General features: G+C 73.9%; 13 protein-coding genes. 4 read left to right on the top strand and 9 right to left on the bottom strand.

What is annotated here, in order from left to right:
* Positions 1 to 9 precede the first annotated feature (9 nt).
* Positions 10 to 1,038 carry an aspartate-semialdehyde dehydrogenase gene (locus ACF059_RS16525; protein ID WP_392057298.1) on the top strand — a complete coding sequence of 343 codons (1,029 nt, stop codon included), beginning with the start codon at positions 10 to 12 and terminating at the stop codon, positions 1,036 to 1,038.
* A gap of 57 nt (positions 1,039 to 1,095) precedes the next feature.
* Here ACF059_RS16525 and ACF059_RS16520 read toward each other — a convergent pair whose 3' ends face one another.
* Together ACF059_RS16520 and ACF059_RS16515 are read right to left on the bottom strand one after the other, a co-directional pair.
* A complete protein-coding gene (locus ACF059_RS16520; RefSeq protein WP_361952998.1) occupies positions 1,096 to 1,422 on the bottom strand; it encodes a type II toxin-antitoxin system PemK/MazF family toxin in 327 nt (108 codons plus the stop codon).
* Between the two features lie 7 nt (positions 1,423 to 1,429).
* The gene (locus tag ACF059_RS16515; RefSeq protein WP_361953001.1) at positions 1,430 to 1,660 is read right to left on the bottom strand and encodes a ribbon-helix-helix protein, CopG family; all 231 of its coding nucleotides are present in this window, start codon (positions 1,658 to 1,660) and stop codon (positions 1,430 to 1,432) included.
* Positions 1,661 to 1,810: 150 nt separating this feature from the next.
* Here ACF059_RS16515 and pepN point away from each other — a divergent pair, with 150 nt between their 5' ends.
* Entirely contained in the window at positions 1,811 to 4,408 is a 2,598-nt protein-coding gene (pepN, locus tag ACF059_RS16510; RefSeq protein WP_392057295.1) for an aminopeptidase N, read from the top strand.
* Between the two features lie 112 nt (positions 4,409 to 4,520).
* Here pepN and ACF059_RS16505 read toward each other — a convergent pair whose 3' ends face one another.
* The 4 genes from ACF059_RS16505 to ACF059_RS16490 form a co-directional block, all read right to left on the bottom strand.
* Positions 4,521 to 5,414: a LysR family transcriptional regulator gene (locus tag ACF059_RS16505; RefSeq protein ID WP_392057292.1), complete on the bottom strand. Its 894-nt coding sequence runs from the start codon at positions 5,412 to 5,414 to the stop codon at positions 4,521 to 4,523.
* A 10-nt stretch (positions 5,415 to 5,424) separates the two neighbouring features.
* Positions 5,425 to 6,345, bottom strand: a complete 921-nt coding sequence (locus ACF059_RS16500) for a DMT family transporter (protein ID WP_392057289.1) — start codon at positions 6,343 to 6,345, stop codon at positions 5,425 to 5,427.
* Positions 6,346 to 6,395: 50 nt separating this feature from the next.
* Complete coding sequence (locus tag ACF059_RS16495; protein ID WP_392057286.1) at positions 6,396 to 7,328, bottom strand: EamA family transporter; 933 nt, start codon at positions 7,326 to 7,328, stop codon at positions 6,396 to 6,398.
* Between the two features lie 94 nt (positions 7,329 to 7,422).
* Positions 7,423 to 8,685, bottom strand: a complete 1,263-nt coding sequence (locus tag ACF059_RS16490) for an MFS transporter (RefSeq protein WP_392057283.1) — start codon at positions 8,683 to 8,685, stop codon at positions 7,423 to 7,425.
* 107 nt (positions 8,686 to 8,792) lie between these two features.
* Here ACF059_RS16490 and ACF059_RS16485 point away from each other — a divergent pair, with 107 nt between their 5' ends.
* Positions 8,793 to 9,287 carry a MarR family transcriptional regulator gene (locus ACF059_RS16485; RefSeq protein ID WP_361942385.1) on the top strand — a complete coding sequence of 165 codons (495 nt, stop codon included), beginning with the start codon at positions 8,793 to 8,795 and terminating at the stop codon, positions 9,285 to 9,287.
* Between the two features lie 171 nt (positions 9,288 to 9,458).
* On the opposite strand, the gene ACF059_RS16480 is transcribed toward ACF059_RS16485, so the two are convergent.
* Together ACF059_RS16480 and ACF059_RS16475 are read right to left on the bottom strand one after the other, a co-directional pair.
* Entirely contained in the window at positions 9,459 to 9,689 is a 231-nt protein-coding gene (locus ACF059_RS16480; RefSeq protein ID WP_360892764.1) for a hypothetical protein, read from the bottom strand.
* Between the two features lie 20 nt (positions 9,690 to 9,709).
* Positions 9,710 to 11,743 carry a 4-alpha-glucanotransferase gene (locus tag ACF059_RS16475; protein WP_392057279.1) on the bottom strand — a complete coding sequence of 678 codons (2,034 nt, stop codon included), beginning with the start codon at positions 11,741 to 11,743 and terminating at the stop codon, positions 9,710 to 9,712.
* A 222-nt stretch (positions 11,744 to 11,965) separates the two neighbouring features.
* On the opposite strand from ACF059_RS16475, the gene ACF059_RS16470 reads away from it, so the two are divergent.
* The gene (locus ACF059_RS16470; protein ID WP_392057276.1) at positions 11,966 to 14,953 is read left to right on the top strand and encodes a beta-N-acetylglucosaminidase domain-containing protein; all 2,988 of its coding nucleotides are present in this window, start codon (positions 11,966 to 11,968) and stop codon (positions 14,951 to 14,953) included.
* 27 nt (positions 14,954 to 14,980) lie between these two features.
* Here the strand turns inward: ACF059_RS16470 and ACF059_RS16465 are convergent, their stop codons facing one another.
* Positions 14,981 to 15,517, bottom strand: coding sequence for an HNH endonuclease (locus ACF059_RS16465; protein WP_360892756.1), 537 nt, complete (start codon positions 15,515 to 15,517; stop codon positions 14,981 to 14,983).
* Positions 15,518 to 15,604: the final 87 nt, after the last annotated feature.

The following is a 15,604-nucleotide window of genomic DNA, read 5'->3' as shown; positions in this document are numbered from 1 at the left end:
GGAGTCACCGTGAGGGTCGGAATCGTCGGAGCCACCGGACAGGTCGGCGGAGTCATGCGCACCATCCTCGCCGAGCGGAAGTTCCCGGTGGACGAGCTGCGGCTGTTCGCCTCGGCCCGTTCCGCCGGATCCACCCTCGTGTGGGAGGGCCGGGAGATCACCATCGAGGACGCCTCCACGGCCGACTACTCCGGCCTTGACATCGTGCTCTTCTCCGCGGGCGGCGCCACCTCCAAGGCCCTGGCCGAGAAGGTGGCCTCGCAGGGCGCCGTCGTGATCGACAACTCCTCCGCCTGGCGCAAGGACCCCGAGGTCCCCCTCGTCGTCTCCGAGGTCAACCCGCACGCGATCAAGAACCGCCCCAAGGGCATCATCGCGAACCCGAACTGCACCACCATGGCCGCGATGCCCGTGCTGCGCCCGCTGCACGAGGAGGCCGGCCTGTCCGCGCTGGTCGCCACCACCTACCAGGCCGTCTCCGGCTCGGGCCTGGCGGGCGTCGCCGAGCTCAAGGGCCAGGCCTGCGCGGTGTCCGAGGCCGCCGACCAGCTCACCTTCGACGGCGACGCGGTGGACTTCCCCGAGCCGGCCGTCTACAAGCGCCCGATCGCCTACAACGTGATCCCGCTCGCGGGCTCGATCGTCGAGGACGGCTCCTTCGAGACCGACGAGGAGCAGAAGCTGCGCAACGAGTCCCGCAAGATCCTGGAGATCCCGGAGCTCAAGGTCTCGGGCACCTGCGTGCGCGTGCCGGTCTTCGCCGGCCACTCGCTCCAGGTCAACGCCCGCTTCGAGCGTCCGATCAGCGTCGAGCGCGCCTACGAGCTCCTCAAGGACGCCCCCGGCGTCGAGCTCTCCGAAATCCCGACCCCCCTCCAGGCCGCCGGCAAGGACGCCTCGTACGTGGGCCGCATCCGCGTGGACGAGACGGTCGAGAACGGCCTCGCGCTGTTCCTCTCGAACGACAACCTGCGCAAGGGCGCGGCCCTGAACGCGGTCCAGATCGCCGAGCTCGTGGCCGAGGAGCTCCGCGGCTGACCCTGCGGGCGGACGACCGAGGGGCGGCACCGTGACGGTGCCGCCCCTCGGGTGCGTTCAGAGCGCCAGGTGGCGCCGAAGCGCCGCGTCGATCTCCGCCATCCGCTGACGGGGCACCACACCGACGCGTTGGAGGATGCGGTCCGGCGAGACCGCACGGACCTGCTCGCACTGGACCTTGGAGTCCTTGGGCAGGCGCGTTTCATCGCCGCGGAGGAACACCTGGAACGTGAGAACCCGTGTCGTGTTCGACGTGAGCGGCGCAACCGTGATGACACCACGGCCGTTGCGGGACACGGACTCGTTGGCCGGGTTGCTCGAGACGATCACAGCCGGCCTGATCTTGTTGGCCTCGCTCCCTCGCGCCGGCTCCAGGTCGACCATGTAGATGTCACCACGCCTCATCGGTGATCCCGTCGCCCGATGTCCGGTCCCAGAGCTTCGCGTCCTCGCTCGCGTCCCATTCCGCGAAGGCCTCCGTGTACTCGGCCTCCAGCTCCGCGGCCCGCAGCAGGTCGATGGCCGCATGTATCACCGCTGACCGGGACTCGGCCTCCGTTCGTGTGGCGTACTCGTCGACGAAGGCGACATCCTCCTGCGGCAGGCTCACACTAATCTTCATACCTCGATGCTACCGAGGTAGGGCATGGGGCGCTACCGAGACGGGCTCGCACCGGACCTCGGCGTGTTCGCCCGTGGATTACTCCGGCGCGGTGACGCGCCCCCCGTGGAAGGATGGCGGGGCAACGTCACCATCAAAGGAGATGACCGCGTGCCCGGCACGAACCTCACCCGTGAAGAGGCCCAGCAGCGGGCCAAGCTGCTCACCGTCGACTCCTACGAGATCGAACTCGATCTCAGCGGGGCGCAGGAGGGCGGGAGCTACCCTTCCGTCACCACCGTGCGCTTCCAGTCGGCCGAGGCCGGGGCCGAGACCTTCATCGACCTGGTCGCCCCGGCGGTCCACGAGGTCGTCCTGAACGGCAGGTCGCTGGACGTCGCGGAGGTCTTCCGGGACTCCCGGATCGCCCTGCCCGGTCTCGCGGCCGGTGCCAACGAGCTCCGGGTCGTCGCGGACTGCGCGTACACCAACACCGGCGAGGGCCTGCACCGCTTCGTCGACCCGGTCGACCAGCAGGCGTACCTGTACACCCAGTTCGAGGTGCCGGACGCGCGGCGGGTCTTCGCCAGCTTCGAGCAGCCCGACCTGAAGGCCACCTTCCAGTTCACCGTGACGGCCCCCGAGGGCTGGACGGTCATCTCGAACTCCCCGACTCCGGACGCCGCGGACGTCAAGGACAACGTCTGGCGCTTCGAGCCGACCCCGCGCATCTCCTCGTACATCACGGCGCTGATCGTCGGTCCGTACCACGCGGTGCACAGCTCCTACGAGGGCCCGGGCGGGCAGATCGTGCCGCTCGGCATCTACTGCCGTCCCTCGCTCGCCGAGTTCCTCGACGCCGACGCGATCTTCGACGTCACGCGGCAGGGCTTCGACTGGTTCCAGGAGAAGTTCGCCTACGACTACCCCTTCGCCAAGTACGACCAGCTCTTCGTCCCGGAGTTCAACGCGGGCGCGATGGAGAACGCGGGCGCGGTCACCATCCGCGACCAGTACGTCTTCCGCTCGAAGGTGACGGACGCGTCGTACGAGGTGCGCGCCGAGACGATCCTCCACGAGCTCGCGCACATGTGGTTCGGCGACCTGGTCACCATGGAGTGGTGGAACGACCTGTGGCTGAACGAGTCCTTCGCGACCTACACCTCGATCGCCTGCCAGGCGTACGCGGAGGGCTCGAAGTGGCCGCACGCGTGGACCACGTTCGCCAACTCGATGAAGACCTGGGCGTACCGGCAGGACCAGCTGCCCTCGACGCACCCGATCATGGCGGACATCCGTGACCTCGACGACGTCATGGTCAACTTCGACGGGATCACGTACGCCAAGGGCGCCTCGGTGCTCAAGCAGCTCGTCGCCTACGTCGGCATGGACGCCTTCTTCAAGGGCGTGCAGGCGTACTTCAAGGCGCACGCGTTCGGGAACACGCGCCTGTCCGACCTGCTGGGCGCCCTGGAGGAGACCTCCGGCCGCGACCTGACCGCCTGGTCGAAGGCGTGGCTGGAGACGGCCGGCATCAACGTCCTGCGCCCGGAGATCACCACCGGGCCGGCCGGTGTGATCACCGCCTTCGGCGTCCGCCAGGAGGCGCCCGCGCTGCCCGCCGGCGCCAAGGGCGAGTCCACGCTGCGGCCGCACCGGATCGCGATCGGCCTGTACGAGCTCCAGGACGGCGCGCTCGTGCGCACCGACCGGATCGAGCTGGACATCGACGGCGCGCTGACGTCGGTGCCCGAGCTCGTCGGCCGCACCCGCCCGGCGGTCGTGCTGCTCAACGACGACGACCTGTCGTACGCGAAGGTCCGCCTGGACGAGGAGTCCCTGGCCACCGTCACGGCGCACATCGGCGACTTCACGCAGTCCCTGCCGCGCGCCCTGTGCTGGGCCTCGGCCTGGGACATGACGCGTGACGGCGAGCTCGCCACCCGCGACTACCTCGCGCTGGTCCTCTCGGGCATCGGCAAGGAGTCCGACATCGGCGTCGTCCAGTCGCTGCACCGGCAGGTGAAGCTGGCCATCGACCTGTACGCCGACCCGGCGTGGCGCGAGCAGGGCCTGGCGGCCTGGACCGAGGCCACCCTGGAGCACCTGCGGGCGGCCGAGCCGGGCAGCGACCACCAGCTGGCGTGGGCGCGTGCCTTCGCGGCGACGGCCCGCACCGAGGGGCAGCTGACCTACCTGTCGGCGCTGCTGGACGGCGCGGCCGAGATCGAGGGCCTGGTCGTCGACACCGAGCTGCGGTGGGCGTTCCTGGAGCGGCTCGCCGCGACGGGCGTCGCCGACGAGGCGGCCATCGCGGCGGAGCTGAAGCGGGACGCCACGGCGGCCGGTGAGCGCCACGCAGCGACCGCGCGGGCTGCGCGGCCGACGGCGGAGGCAAAGGCCGCGGCCTGGGCTTCGGTGGTGGAGTCCTCCGACCTGCCGAACGCGGTGCAGGAAGCGGTGATCGGCGGCTTCGTCCAGACCGACCAGCGCGAGCTGCTCGCCCCGTACACCGAGAAGTACTTCGCGGCGGTCAAGGAGGTCTGGGACACCCGCAGCCACGAGATCGCGCAGCAGATCGCGGTGGGTCTGTACCCGTCCCTCCAGGTGTCCGAGGACACCTTGGCCGCGACGGACGCGTGGCTGGCCTCGGCCGAGCCGAACGCGGCCCTTCGCCGCCTGGTCTCGGAGTCCCGCGCGGGCGTCGAGCGGGCGCTGAAGGCGCAGGCGGCCGACGCCGCCGCCGCTGCCGCTGCCGCTCAGGTCTAAGGGCCTCTCCGGGCTCTGCCCGCACCCGCGGGGGTGATGTCGTCCCGCGGGTGCGGCGCCGTGGCCGGGGGCCAGCCCCCGGGCCCCCGCGCCTCAAACGCCGGCGGGGCTGTCATCGCGCGGCGGTGTGCAGGGCGTTCAGGACGTGCGCCACCGCGGGAGCGGATTCGGCGCCGCGGCGGACCGCCGCGATCACGTGCCGCGTCGGCCGGTCCCGCGAGAGCACCCGTACGGCCACGCCCGAGGCCCGGCTCGACACCATCCGCGGGACCAGCGCCACGCCCATCCCCGCCTCGACCATGGCCAGGATGGCCGTCCAGCCGGAGGCCGAGTGCGCCTGCTCGGGGACGAAGCCCGCCGCCTCGCACGCGCCGACCGCGATCTGCGACCACGGGCCGCTGCCCCCGTAGATCCACGGGTCCCCGGAGAGATCGGCCAGCCGCAGGTCCGCCGCGTCCGCCAGCGGATGGTCCGGGGGCAGGGCCACGTCCAGCGGGTCCTCCAGCAGCGTGACCCGGGTGAAGCGGGGGTCGCGCGCGGTCGGCGCGTGCGCCGCCAGGGACAGCGCGAGGTCCACGCCCCCGGCCGACAGGAGCTCGTACGCCTCCGCGGCCTCCGTCTCCCTGACCCGGACCTCCACCCCCGGGTGGGTCCGGCGCAGGGCCGCCACCGCGGGGACCACGAGCGCCGGTACGGCGGTGGAGAAGGCACCGACCCGTACCTCGCCCGCGTCCCCGGTGAGGTACCCGGCCAGCTCCGCGTCGGCCCGCTCCAGCTGCGCGAACACGACCTCCGCGTGCCGCAGGACGAGGTGGGCCGCGTCGGTGAGCCGGACCCGGCGGCCCTGCGCCTCCAGCAGTACGACGCCCAGCCCCCGGGCGAGGTTGGTCAGCTGCTGCGAGACGGCCGAGGGCGTCATGTGCAGCGCCTCGGCCGTCGCGGTCACGGTGCCCCGTTCGGCGAGGGTCCGCAGGATCCGCAGCTTCTTGATGTCCCACTCGGTCATGGGGGCGAACCTACCGCCGGGCGCTGCCCAGCCCGACGCCGCCGAGGATCAGCGCCATGCACAGCAGCTGCGCCGGGCCGGTCTCCTCGCCCAGCAGCAGGAAGCCGAGGCCGGCCACGCACACCGGCTGGAGGTAGTAGACGACTCCGGCGCGGGCCGCGCCGATGATCGCGATGGCCTTGTTCCAGGCGAAGAAGGCCACGGCCGAGGAGAACACCCCGACGTACAGCAGCGGTCCGACGGTCCCGGCGGTGACCTCGAAGCCGCCCTGGACGGTGACGGAGACGGCGTAGGCGGGGGCCAGCATCAGCGCGCCGAGCACGAAGGTGGTGATCAGGAAGGCCAGTTGGCCCAGTTCGGCGGGCTTGCGCCGCAGCAGGGCGCTGTACGTGGCGAAGGACAGGGCGGCGGCGAACATCCACAGGTCGCCGGCGCCGAAGTCGAAGCCGAGGGAGCCGTCCCCGACGAGCAGCAGCACCCCGAAGGCCGCGAGCAGCAGGCCGAAGGTCCGCCGGAATCCGAGGCGTTCGCCGCCGAGGCGGGCGTAGAGCGCCATGACGACGGGCGAGGCGGCCATGATCATGCCCATGTTGGAGGCGGAGGTCGTCAGTCCCGCCTGGTGCACGAGGGTGTTGTAGAGGGCGACGCCGAACAGCGAGGCGAGGGCGATGGAGCCGAGGTGCTGCCTGATCAGGGCCCGCTGCCGCCAGGCCTGGCGGGCGGCGAAGGGGGCGACGGCGATCAGGGCGATGACCCAGCGCCAGAAGACGGCCTGCACGGGCGGGACGGTCTCGGCCATGCCCCGGGTGGCGACGAAGCTGCCGGACCAGACGACCGTCGCGAGCAGGGCGAGGAGCACGCCGAGCCCGGCGGCTCCCTTCTTCCCCGTGCTGCCGGATGCGGCGTGCGAAACGGTGCGGACGCGGTCCATGACGGCCACTGTGGGTCTCCCCCTCGGGGTCGGATCTGATGGGTGCCGGACTACCGTCGCACCCGCTCAACCGTCAGGTCCATCGAAATGTTCTGATCAGATTGTTCAGCAGAAGTGAACGTTCGGGTAGCGTGGGCGGCGGCCAGCTGTCCGGCGACGGTGGCACCGAAGGCGAGAGCCATCCCGGTGAGCTGGACGGGTGACAGCGCCTGCCCGAGGGCGGCCCAGCCGATGACCGCGGCGGTGAGCGGGGAGAGCGGGCCGAGCAGGGTGACCGAGGTGGCGCTGAGCTGTCCGATGCCGCGGAACCAGAGCCAGTAGGCGATCCCCGTGTTGATCAGCATCATGTAGCCGTAGCCGAGGAGGGCGTTGCCGTCGAGCGCGGGCGGAGCGCCTTCGACGAGGACGGCGACGGGGATGATGACCAGCCCGCCCGCCGTGAGCTGCCAGCCCGTCATCGCGAGGGGTCCCACGCCTTCGGGGCGGCCCCAGCGCTTGGTCATGACGGTGCCCGCGCCCATGGAGGCGGAGGAGACCAGGCCGGCGACGATCCCGAGGGCGTCCAGCTCCGCCTCGGCGGTGAGCACGACCATGCTCACCCCCAGCGCCGCCACGACGGCCGACAGGACGGTGCGCAGCCGCGCGCGCTCCCCGAGGAGCAGGGCGGCGAGCCCTACGACGAACAGCGGGCCGGCGGAGCCCAGTACGGCCGCGACTCCCCCGGGCAGCCGGTAGGCGGAGAGGAACAGCAGCGGGAAGAAGGCGCCGATGTTGAGCGTGCCGAGGACGGCGGACTTCCACCACCACTGGCCCTTGGGCAGGGTCCGGGCCAGGGAGGTCAGCAGCAGTCCGGCGGGCAGGGCGCGCATGACCCCGGTGAACAGCGGCCGGTCGGGGGGCAGCAGTTCGCTGGCGACGAAGTAGGTGGAGCCCCAGGAGACGGGGGCGAGGGCGGTCAGGGCGACGGTGGCGAAGCGCTTCATGGCGGGGAACTCCTCGGGCGGATGAGGAACGCGGGACGTATGGGACCCGGGCGGCGGGCCGGTCGGCTCAGGCGGCGCGGCTCAGGCGGCGGTCTCAGGCGGCGGCGGGCACCGGCGTGCGCGGGGCGGTGATGACGGGCGGCTCGGCGTGTACGGCCTCGGCCGGCAGGTGCGGCTCCAGCCGGACCAGGGCCAGGGCGGCGCCGAGCGCGGCGACGGTGAGCACGGCCCAGGGCAGGCGGCCGTCGACGGCGAGCAGGGCGGTGAAGAGCGAGGGGGCGAGGGCGCCGGCCAGCGAGTAGGACAGCTGGTAGGTGGCGAGGTAGCGGCCCCGGACCGGCTCGGGGGCGGCGGAGACCGACAGGGCGCCGCCGGAGGGGCTGTGCACCAGCTCGCCGAGGGTGTAGACGACGACGATGACCAGCAGGGCGACCAGGGTGGCGCTCTGGCCGGGGCGCAGCGTGCCGAGCACGATCTGCCCGACGAAGGCGGCGGCGAAGAGCAGGGCGCCCAGGGCGGCCGAGCGGGTGCGGCGGGCGCCGGAGCGGCGCACGCGGCCGGCGATCAGCACGCCGACCCCGGCGCACAGGACGGTGTTGACGGTGAAGGCGGCTCCGGTGAGGGAGTCGGGGGCCGCCAGCCAGGTGGAGAGGTAGAGCGGGAAGAGGACGGAGAGGGCGGAGTAGCCCAGCGCGGTGAGGAAGTTGGCGGCGGTGAGCCCGAGGAAGGGCCGGTCGCGCAGGACCATCCGGTACCCGGCGGGTGCCCGCCCGGCGGAGCCGGTCGCGGTGTCGCGGACCGGGCGGACCCGGCTGACGAGCAGTCCGGCGAGGGCGAAGGCCAGCGCGTTGCCCCAGGCGGTGTAGGTGAAGCCGCCGGTGCCCCACAGGGCCAGCACTCCGGAGACGAGCAGGGCGCCCGCGCCCATCCCGGCGTTCTGCAGGGCCCGGGTGGACGCCTGGAGCCGGTCGCGGGCGGCGCCGCGCGCCACCTCCCCGATGAGGGACTGCTGGACGACGGCGAAGGACCGGTCGGCCAGCGCGGTGACCAGGGCGACGGCGGCGAAGGCGGGCAGAGAACCGGCGAAGGGGTAGAGGGCGAAGCCGAGCGCCCGGATCCCGTAGAGCACCAGGTTGACCCGCTTGGCGCCGAACCGGTCGACGGCCGAGCCGGCCAGCGGCATGACGGTCAGTCCGGCCACGCCGGTGACGGTCATGACCAGGCCGACGAGGGCGAAGGAGAGGCCGGTGACGTGGTGGAAGAAGACCAGCGAGAAAGGGACGTACATCCCGATCCCGACGGCGCTGATGCCGATGCCGGTGAGCAGGGCCCGCTCTCCCGCGACTCTCTTTTCCATGTGACTTCCCCCCGAAGTAGGTCGATGGAAAGTAGCTTACTCCTAAGCTACTTTCCGTCAAGCAACTTTCTTGCGAACGACTTGGGGAAGGCTGGATACTGCGGGACATGACCGAGGCCAACAAGGACGCCGTCGACGCCATCACCGCCCAGTGGCACGTGGTGCGCCCCGACCTGAACACCGAGCCCATGGCCGTCTTCGGCCGCATCTACCGGATCGCCCGGGCCATGGGGGACGAGATGGAACGGGCCTACGCGCGCTTCGGCATCTCACGCGGGGAGTTCGACGTCGTCGCCACCCTGCGGCGCTCCGGCCCCCCGTACACGCTGTCGCCGCGCCAGCTGTCGGCCACGCTGATGCTGACCACGGGCGGCATGACCGGGCGTCTGGACAAGCTGGAGAAGGCCGGGCTGCTGTGCCGCAAGCCCGATCCGCACGACCGGCGGGGGCTCCAGGTGACGATCACCGACCGCGGCCTGGCCCTCATCGACGAGGCCGTGGCCGCCGGCCTGGAGGTGCAGCGCGCCGCGCTCACCGGGCTGAGCGAGGAGGAGGTCGAGGTCCTCACGGGCCTGCTCCGCAAGCTGATGGCCGGCCTCTAGGCCACGACCAGACGACCCGAGGGCACCCGAGGGCACCCGAGAAGAGGACATGACAAGGCGCCGGGGGTCGACGCACGGCCGAAACGCGATCGGCGTGCGGACCCCCGGCGCCCGGAAGTCGTACGGGACCGGCGGGGCCGGCCCGTGTCGGCTGACGTAGGTCAGCCGGTGTTACTGCTGCTTGCGCGACTTGTCGCCGACCATCACGAGACCCGCGATGATCAGGAACAGCACGATCGGCGCGGCCACGTACAGGCCGAGCGTCTCGCCAATGCTCAGGCCCGGGCCCGGGTCGTCACCGTCGTCGCGGGTCACCGCGAGGGCGGGAGACGTCATCAGCAGCATCATCAGCGTCGTTCCGGCCGTGACGGCGCCGGCGCGCAGAGCGTTCTTCTTGTCCACGGTGCAAACGTAGCGAACACCTAAACGGGGCGCGCGCCCGGGGGTGCCGTACGGGGCCGCGCGCCCTGCCGTACCGCCTCCAGCAGGGCGTTCGCGCGGGGCGAGGCGGCCAGTTCCTCCAGGGTGAGCGGCCGCCCCCCGGCATCGGCGAGCGGCAGCCGCCAGTTGGGGTACTGGTCCCAGGTGCCCGGCAGGTTCTGCGGGCGCCGGTCCCCCACCGCGTCCGGCAGCCACACGCCGACCAGCCGCGCGGGGGTGCGCAGCAGGAAGGCGTACAGCGCCTGCACGGCGGCCTCCTCGCCCTTCGTCTCCAGGCCCAGCCGGTCCAGCAGCTCCAGCCATTCGGCGGTGTCGGCCGCGTCCTGCGCCCGTTCCTCCTCGGCCGGACGGGTGAGGAGCCCGAGCCGGTCGCGCAGTTCCACGTGGCCCCCGGAGAGTTTGGCCGCCGTGGGCGGCAGGTCGTGGGTGGTGGCGGTGGCCAGGCAGTCGGCCCGCCAGGCGGCCGCCGGAAGCGGACCGCCGTCGCCGTCCCAGTCCCGCTCGAACCACAGCACGGACGTGCCGAGCACCCCGCGCCGGGCCAGCTCCTGACGCACCCGCGGCTCCACCGTGCCGAGGTCCTCGCCGATGACCAGCGCGCCGGCCCGGTGGGCCTCCAGGACCAGGACCGCCAGCATGGCCTCGCCGTCGTAGCGCACGTACGTCCCCCCGGCGGGCGGGGTGCCCTCGGGGATCCACCAGAGCCGGAACAGGCCCATCACGTGGTCGATCCGCAGCGCGCCGGCGTAGCGGAACACCCCCCGCAGCAGGGACCGGAAGGGCGCGTAGCCGGTGGCGGCCAGCACGTCCGGGCGCCAGGGCGGCAGTCCCCAGTCCTGGCCGCGCGCGTTGAAGGCGTCCGGCGGCGCCCCGACGGAGATGCCCCGGGCGTGCAGGCAGCCGGTGCGGGCGTCCGACCCGTCGGGATGCACCCCCACTGCGAGGTCGTGCACGATGCCGACGGCCATGCCGGCCTCCCGGGCGGCCCGCTGGGCGGCGGCGAGCTGGGCGTCCGTCAGCCAGACCAGCCAGCGGTGGAAGTCGGTCCGCTCGCCGGGGTCCTCCCCCGCCGCGGCCGCGCACCAGGCGGCGTGCCGGTCCAGTGCCGGGCCCTGCGCGGCGCGGAACGCCCCGTAGGCGGCCTCGCGCTCGGGCGTGCGCGGGACGGCGTACAGCAGCTCCAGGGCGGTCCTCTTCAGCGCCCAGACGGCGTCGCGGTCGATCAGCGCGCCCTTCTCCAGCACCTCGCGGCGCAGCTCGCCGCCGCGCGCGGCCAGTGCGGCGAGGGCCGCGCGGTCGGGGCAGTGCGCGTACTCCGGGACGTCCTCGATCCGCAGGTGCACCGGGTCGGGGAAGCGGCGCGAGGACGGCCGGTACGGGGAGGGGTCGGTGGGGCTGCCGGGCACGGCCGCGTGCAGCGGGTTGACCTGGATGAAGCCGGCGCCGTGGGTCCGGCCGGCCCAGCGGGCGAGCTCCGCGAGGTCGCCGAGGTCGCCCATGCCCCAGGAGCGTTCGGAGAGCAGGGAGTAGAGCTGGACGAGCAGTCCGTGGGCCCGCTCGGGCGCGGCCGGGGCCCGGTCCGGGGCCAGGATCACCGTGGCCTCGGCGCTCCGCCCGTCCGGCGTGGTGACGGCCATCCGGTGGACGCCCAGCGGCAGGCCCTCGGGCAGCGGCCCGTGGGGGCCGCTGACCCCCTCGACGACCTCGGCTGCCCCCTCCTCGGCTTCCTCCTCCAGCTCGACGCGGATCCGGGTCCCGGCCGGCAGCGCGGCCAGCTCGTCCGGCGGTGGCGAACCGGCCCACCACACCAGCACGTTGGGCAACAGCCTTCCCCGCGCCTGCCCTTCGGCCTCCGCCAGGCACACCCGGATGTCCTCGGGGGTGTCGGTCACCGCGCCGAGCGTCCCGAGCACGGTGGCGACCGTGGCGCGCGGCACCTCGACGGTGACGTCCGCGGCGGGCTGGTAGGCGGTGGCCACGCCGTGCAGGTTCGCGAGCCGGGCCAGGTCGTCCATGGACGCACTCCTTTGTGCATGAGGGTGGGTCAGCGTCCGGTCAACACCGGGCGAGCACCCTGGGACACGGCCGGGGAACACCGCAGCCCTACCCAGTCCGGGGCACCGCATTCCTGGCGTTTCCGGGTGAGATCACCCACGCGCATTGACACCCCAGCCGCACGGGTGGTGGGCTCGGGCTCATTCGTACGAGTGGGTGACGTCTCGGGACGAGGAGAATCCGTGCAGCTCAGGGGCAGGAAGCGGACCACGGCGGCCGCCGTCGCCGTGATCGGGAGCTTGCTGGGCGGTGCGGTGGCCTCCGCGCCGCCCGGGGTCCTCGCGACGCCCTCCTCCCCGCTCGAACCGGTCCGCGAACCCGCCTCCGGGGACGTCCTGTTGCCCGCGCTCGACCCCGGCGCCGACACCCCGCGCACGGCCGCCGAGGGGCCCGCCGTGTGGCCGCGGCCGCAGTCGATGGCCGCCGACGCGGCGCGCGAGGTGCCGCTGGGCGGGGAGGCCGTGCTGCTGGCGCCGGCCGACGCCGATCCGTACGCGGTCCAGGTCGTGCGCGACGCCCTGCGCGCGGCGGGCGTGCGCACCCTCCACGAGCCCGCCCCCGGGGCGCCGCTGCCCGCGCGGGGCACCGTCGTACGGCTCCAGGACGCGGGCGCGCAGGAGGCGTTGCGGGCGCTCGGCGCGGCGCCGGCCGGGGACCTGCCCGACGGGGGCTACCGGCTGGCCGTGGGGCGGCCCGGCGGCCGGGACACGGTCGCCCTGTCCGGGGTGGGGGAGGCGGGGCTGTTCCACGCGGCCCAGACGCTGCGCCAGCTGCTCGCGGCGGGCGGCGGGAAGGTCCCCGGGGTCATGGTGCGGGACTGGCCGGCCGCGCCGGTCCGCGGCATCACCGAGGGCTTCTACGGGGAGCCCTGGACCCGGGAACAGCGCCTCGCCCAGCTCGACTTCATGGGCCGCACCAAGCAGAACCGGCTGCTGCTCGCGCCCGGCGACGACCCGTACCGCACGACGGCCTGGCGGCAGGACTATCCGAAGGAGCAGCAGGAGGAGTTCCGCGCGCTGGCCGAACGGGCCCGCGCCAACCGGGTCGTCCTGGCCTGGGCGGTGGCCCCCGGGCAGTCGATGTGCCTGTCCTCGGAGGCCGACCGGGCGGCGCTCGCACGCAAGCTGGACGCGATGTGGGACCTCGGAGTGCGCGCCTTCCAGGTGCAGTTCCAGGACGTCAGCTACACCGAGTGGGGCTGCCGGGCCGACCGGGAGCGGTACGGGAAGGGCCCGGCGGCGGCCGCGAAGGCGCACGCGGAGGTCGCGGGCGTGCTGGCCGCGCACCTGGCCGCCCGGTATCCGGGGGCTCCCGTGCTGTCGCTGCTGCCGACGGAGTTCTACCAGGAGGGCGCCACCGCCTACCGGACGGCCCTGGCGGGCGCTTTGGACCCGCGGGTGGAGGTGGCCTGGACGGGCGTGGGCGTGGTGCCGCGCACCATCACGGGCAGGGAGCTGTCCGGGGCGCGCTCGGCGCTGGGGCACCGGCTGGTCACCATGGACAACTACCCGGTCAACGACTGGGACCCGGGCCGGATCTTCCTCGGCCCGTACGCGGGCCGCGAGCCGGCGGTGGCGGGCGGCTCGGCGGCGCTGCTGGCCAACGCGATGCCGCAGGGCACCCTGTCCCGGATCCCGCTCTTCACGGCGGCGGACTTCGCGTGGAACCCGCGCGGTTACCGGGCCGGGGAGTCCTGGGCGGCGGCGGTCCGCGAGCTGGCGGGACCCGACCCGCGCACCCGCGAGGCGGTGGCGGCGCTGGCCGGGAACACCACGTCCTCGGGGCTGAAGCTGGAGGAGTCGGCGTACCTCAAGCCGCTGGTGGAGCAGTTCTGGCGGGCACGCGCCGCGGGCGACCCGGCGGCCGGGACCGCCCTGCGCAAGGCGTTCACGGTGATGCGCGAGGCCCCGGCCCGGCTGCCGGGCCTGTCGCAGGAGGCGGGGCCCTGGCTGGAGCGGCTGGCGCGCTACGGAACGGCCGGCGAGCTGGCGGTGGACGTCCTGCAGGCCCAGGCCCGCGGGGACGGGACGGCCGCCTGGCAGTCCGCCCGGGCCCTGGCCGAAGCCCGCGAGGCGCTGGCGGAGCCGGGGACGGCCCGCGTGGACAAGGCCGTCCTGGAGCCCTTCCTGACGAAGGCGGCGGCGGAGGCCGACGCCTGGACGGGGGTCTCTCGCACGACGGGCACGGTGACGAAGGAGGACGGCGCCTGGACGGTGCGGCTGGACGCGCCGCGCCCGGTGTCGGCGGTGACGGTGATGACCGACCCGCTCCCGGCGGGGACCCGCGGCGCGGCGGTGGAGGCCCACGTACCGGGCGAGGGCTGGCGCAAGGTCGCCGATGCGGCGGCGTCGGGCTGGACCCAGGTGGACACGCCGGGGCTGCACGCCGACGCGGTACGGCTGTCCTGGGCCCGCGCCGGGGCCGCGCCGGCCGTGCACCGGGTGGTGCCGTGGTTCGGCGACGGCCCGCGGGCCCGCTTCGAGCTGGCGGACGGGGCCACGGCCGACGCCGAGATCGGCGGCGCCCCGCGGCGGGTCACGGCGCAGCTGTCCGCCCTGGGCCCCGGCGAGGTCCGCGGCCCGCTGTCGGCCCGGCCGCCCGCGGGCATCGAAGTGCGCCTCCCGCAGGCCGTGGTGGCCCCGCGCGGCGGCCAGGTCGCGATCCCGCTGGAGGTCGTCGTGGCGCCGACGACCGCGCCCGGCACCTACCAGGTGCCGGTGACCTTCGACGGGGAGACCCGCACGCTGACGGTGCGCGCAGTGCTCCGTACCGGCGGCCCGGACCTGCTGCGCACCGCGCGGGCGTCCTCCTCCGCGGACGAGACCCCCGGTTTCCCGGCCTCGGCGGCCGTGGACGGCGCCGCCTCCACCCGCTGGTCCTCACCGCCGGTGGACGGCGCGTGGTGGCAGGCGCAGCTGCCCGCTCCGGCCCGCATCGGCCGCCTGGAGCTGCACTGGCAGGACGCGTACCCGTCGGCGTACCGGGTGGAGACCTCCGCGGACGGGGTGACCTGGCGCCCGGCGGTCACCGTGCCGGCCTCCCGGGGCGGGCACGAGTCGCTGCGGCTGGACGCCCCGGACACCCGCTTCCTGCGCGTGACGTGCGAGCGCCGCGCGACGCGGTACGGCTGCTCGCTGTGGTCGGCGGAGGCGTACGCGGTCACCCCTTAGCCCGCGGGCCCGCGCGGCCCCCGCGGCTCAGGACGCCGCGACGCCGATCCGCTCCAGCGCGTCCTGCGCCCCGTACGGCTGGAGGTACGGCATCCAGCGGGGATCGCGGTGACCGGTGCCGATGATCCGCCAGGCCAGGCCCGAGGGAGGGGCCGGCTGGTGGCGCAGGCGCCAGCCCAGTTCCAGCAGGTGCCGGTCGGCCTTGACGTGGTTGCAGCGACGGCACGCGGCGACGACGTTGTCCCAGGCGTGCTGACCGCCCCGGCTGCGCGGAATGACGTGGTCGACGCTGGTGGCGACGGCGCCGCAGTACATGCAGCGGCCGCCGTCCCGCGCGAACAGGGCGCGCCGGGTGAGTGGAACGGGCCCCCGGTAGGGGACCCGCACGAAGCGCTTGAGCCGTACCACGCTGGGAGCGGGGACGACCCTGGTCGCGCTGTGCAGGTAGGCGCCGCTTTCCTCCAGGGAGACAGCCTTGTTCTCCAGGACGAGGACGAGCGCGCGGCGGAGCGGTACGACGCCGAGGGGTTCGTACGACGCGTTGAGGACCAGGACGTGCGGCACGGGCTGCCTCCTTGTACGCCGGCGGCGCGTGGCTCGCGCCGGGACGATCTGCCTTCAGTCTCTCCTTACGGCTGGTCGAAGCGCCAC

Source organism: Streptomyces sp. NPDC016562, from assembly GCF_043076955.1.
In the GTDB taxonomy this organism is placed as follows: Bacteria; Actinomycetota; Actinomycetes; order Streptomycetales; family Streptomycetaceae; genus Streptomyces.
The sequence above is the reverse complement of the archived record's forward strand: the minus strand, read 5'-3'. Positions and strand labels throughout refer to the sequence as shown.

What these genes read in the sequence shown, in the direction of transcription:
- ACF059_RS16520 (WP_361952998.1), bottom strand. Translation starts at nt 1,422, where the DNA reads ATGGTCGACCTGGAGCCGGCGCGAGGGAGCGAGGCCAACAAGATCAGG.
- ACF059_RS16515 (WP_361953001.1), bottom strand. Translation starts at nt 1,660, where the DNA reads ATGAAGATTAGTGTGAGCCTGCCGCAGGAGGATGTCGCCTTCGTCGAC.
- ACF059_RS16505 (WP_392057292.1), bottom strand. Translation starts at nt 5,414, where the DNA reads ATGACCGAGTGGGACATCAAGAAGCTGCGGATCCTGCGGACCCTCGCC.
- ACF059_RS16500 (WP_392057289.1), bottom strand. Translation starts at nt 6,345, where the DNA reads ATGGACCGCGTCCGCACCGTTTCGCACGCCGCATCCGGCAGCACGGGG.
- ACF059_RS16495 (WP_392057286.1), bottom strand. Translation starts at nt 7,328, where the DNA reads ATGAAGCGCTTCGCCACCGTCGCCCTGACCGCCCTCGCCCCCGTCTCC.
- ACF059_RS16490 (WP_392057283.1), bottom strand. Translation starts at nt 8,685, where the DNA reads ATGGAAAAGAGAGTCGCGGGAGAGCGGGCCCTGCTCACCGGCATCGGC.
- ACF059_RS16485 (WP_361942385.1), top strand. Translation starts at nt 8,793, where the DNA reads ATGACCGAGGCCAACAAGGACGCCGTCGACGCCATCACCGCCCAGTGG.
- ACF059_RS16475 (WP_392057279.1), bottom strand. Translation starts at nt 11,743, where the DNA reads ATGGACGACCTGGCCCGGCTCGCGAACCTGCACGGCGTGGCCACCGCC.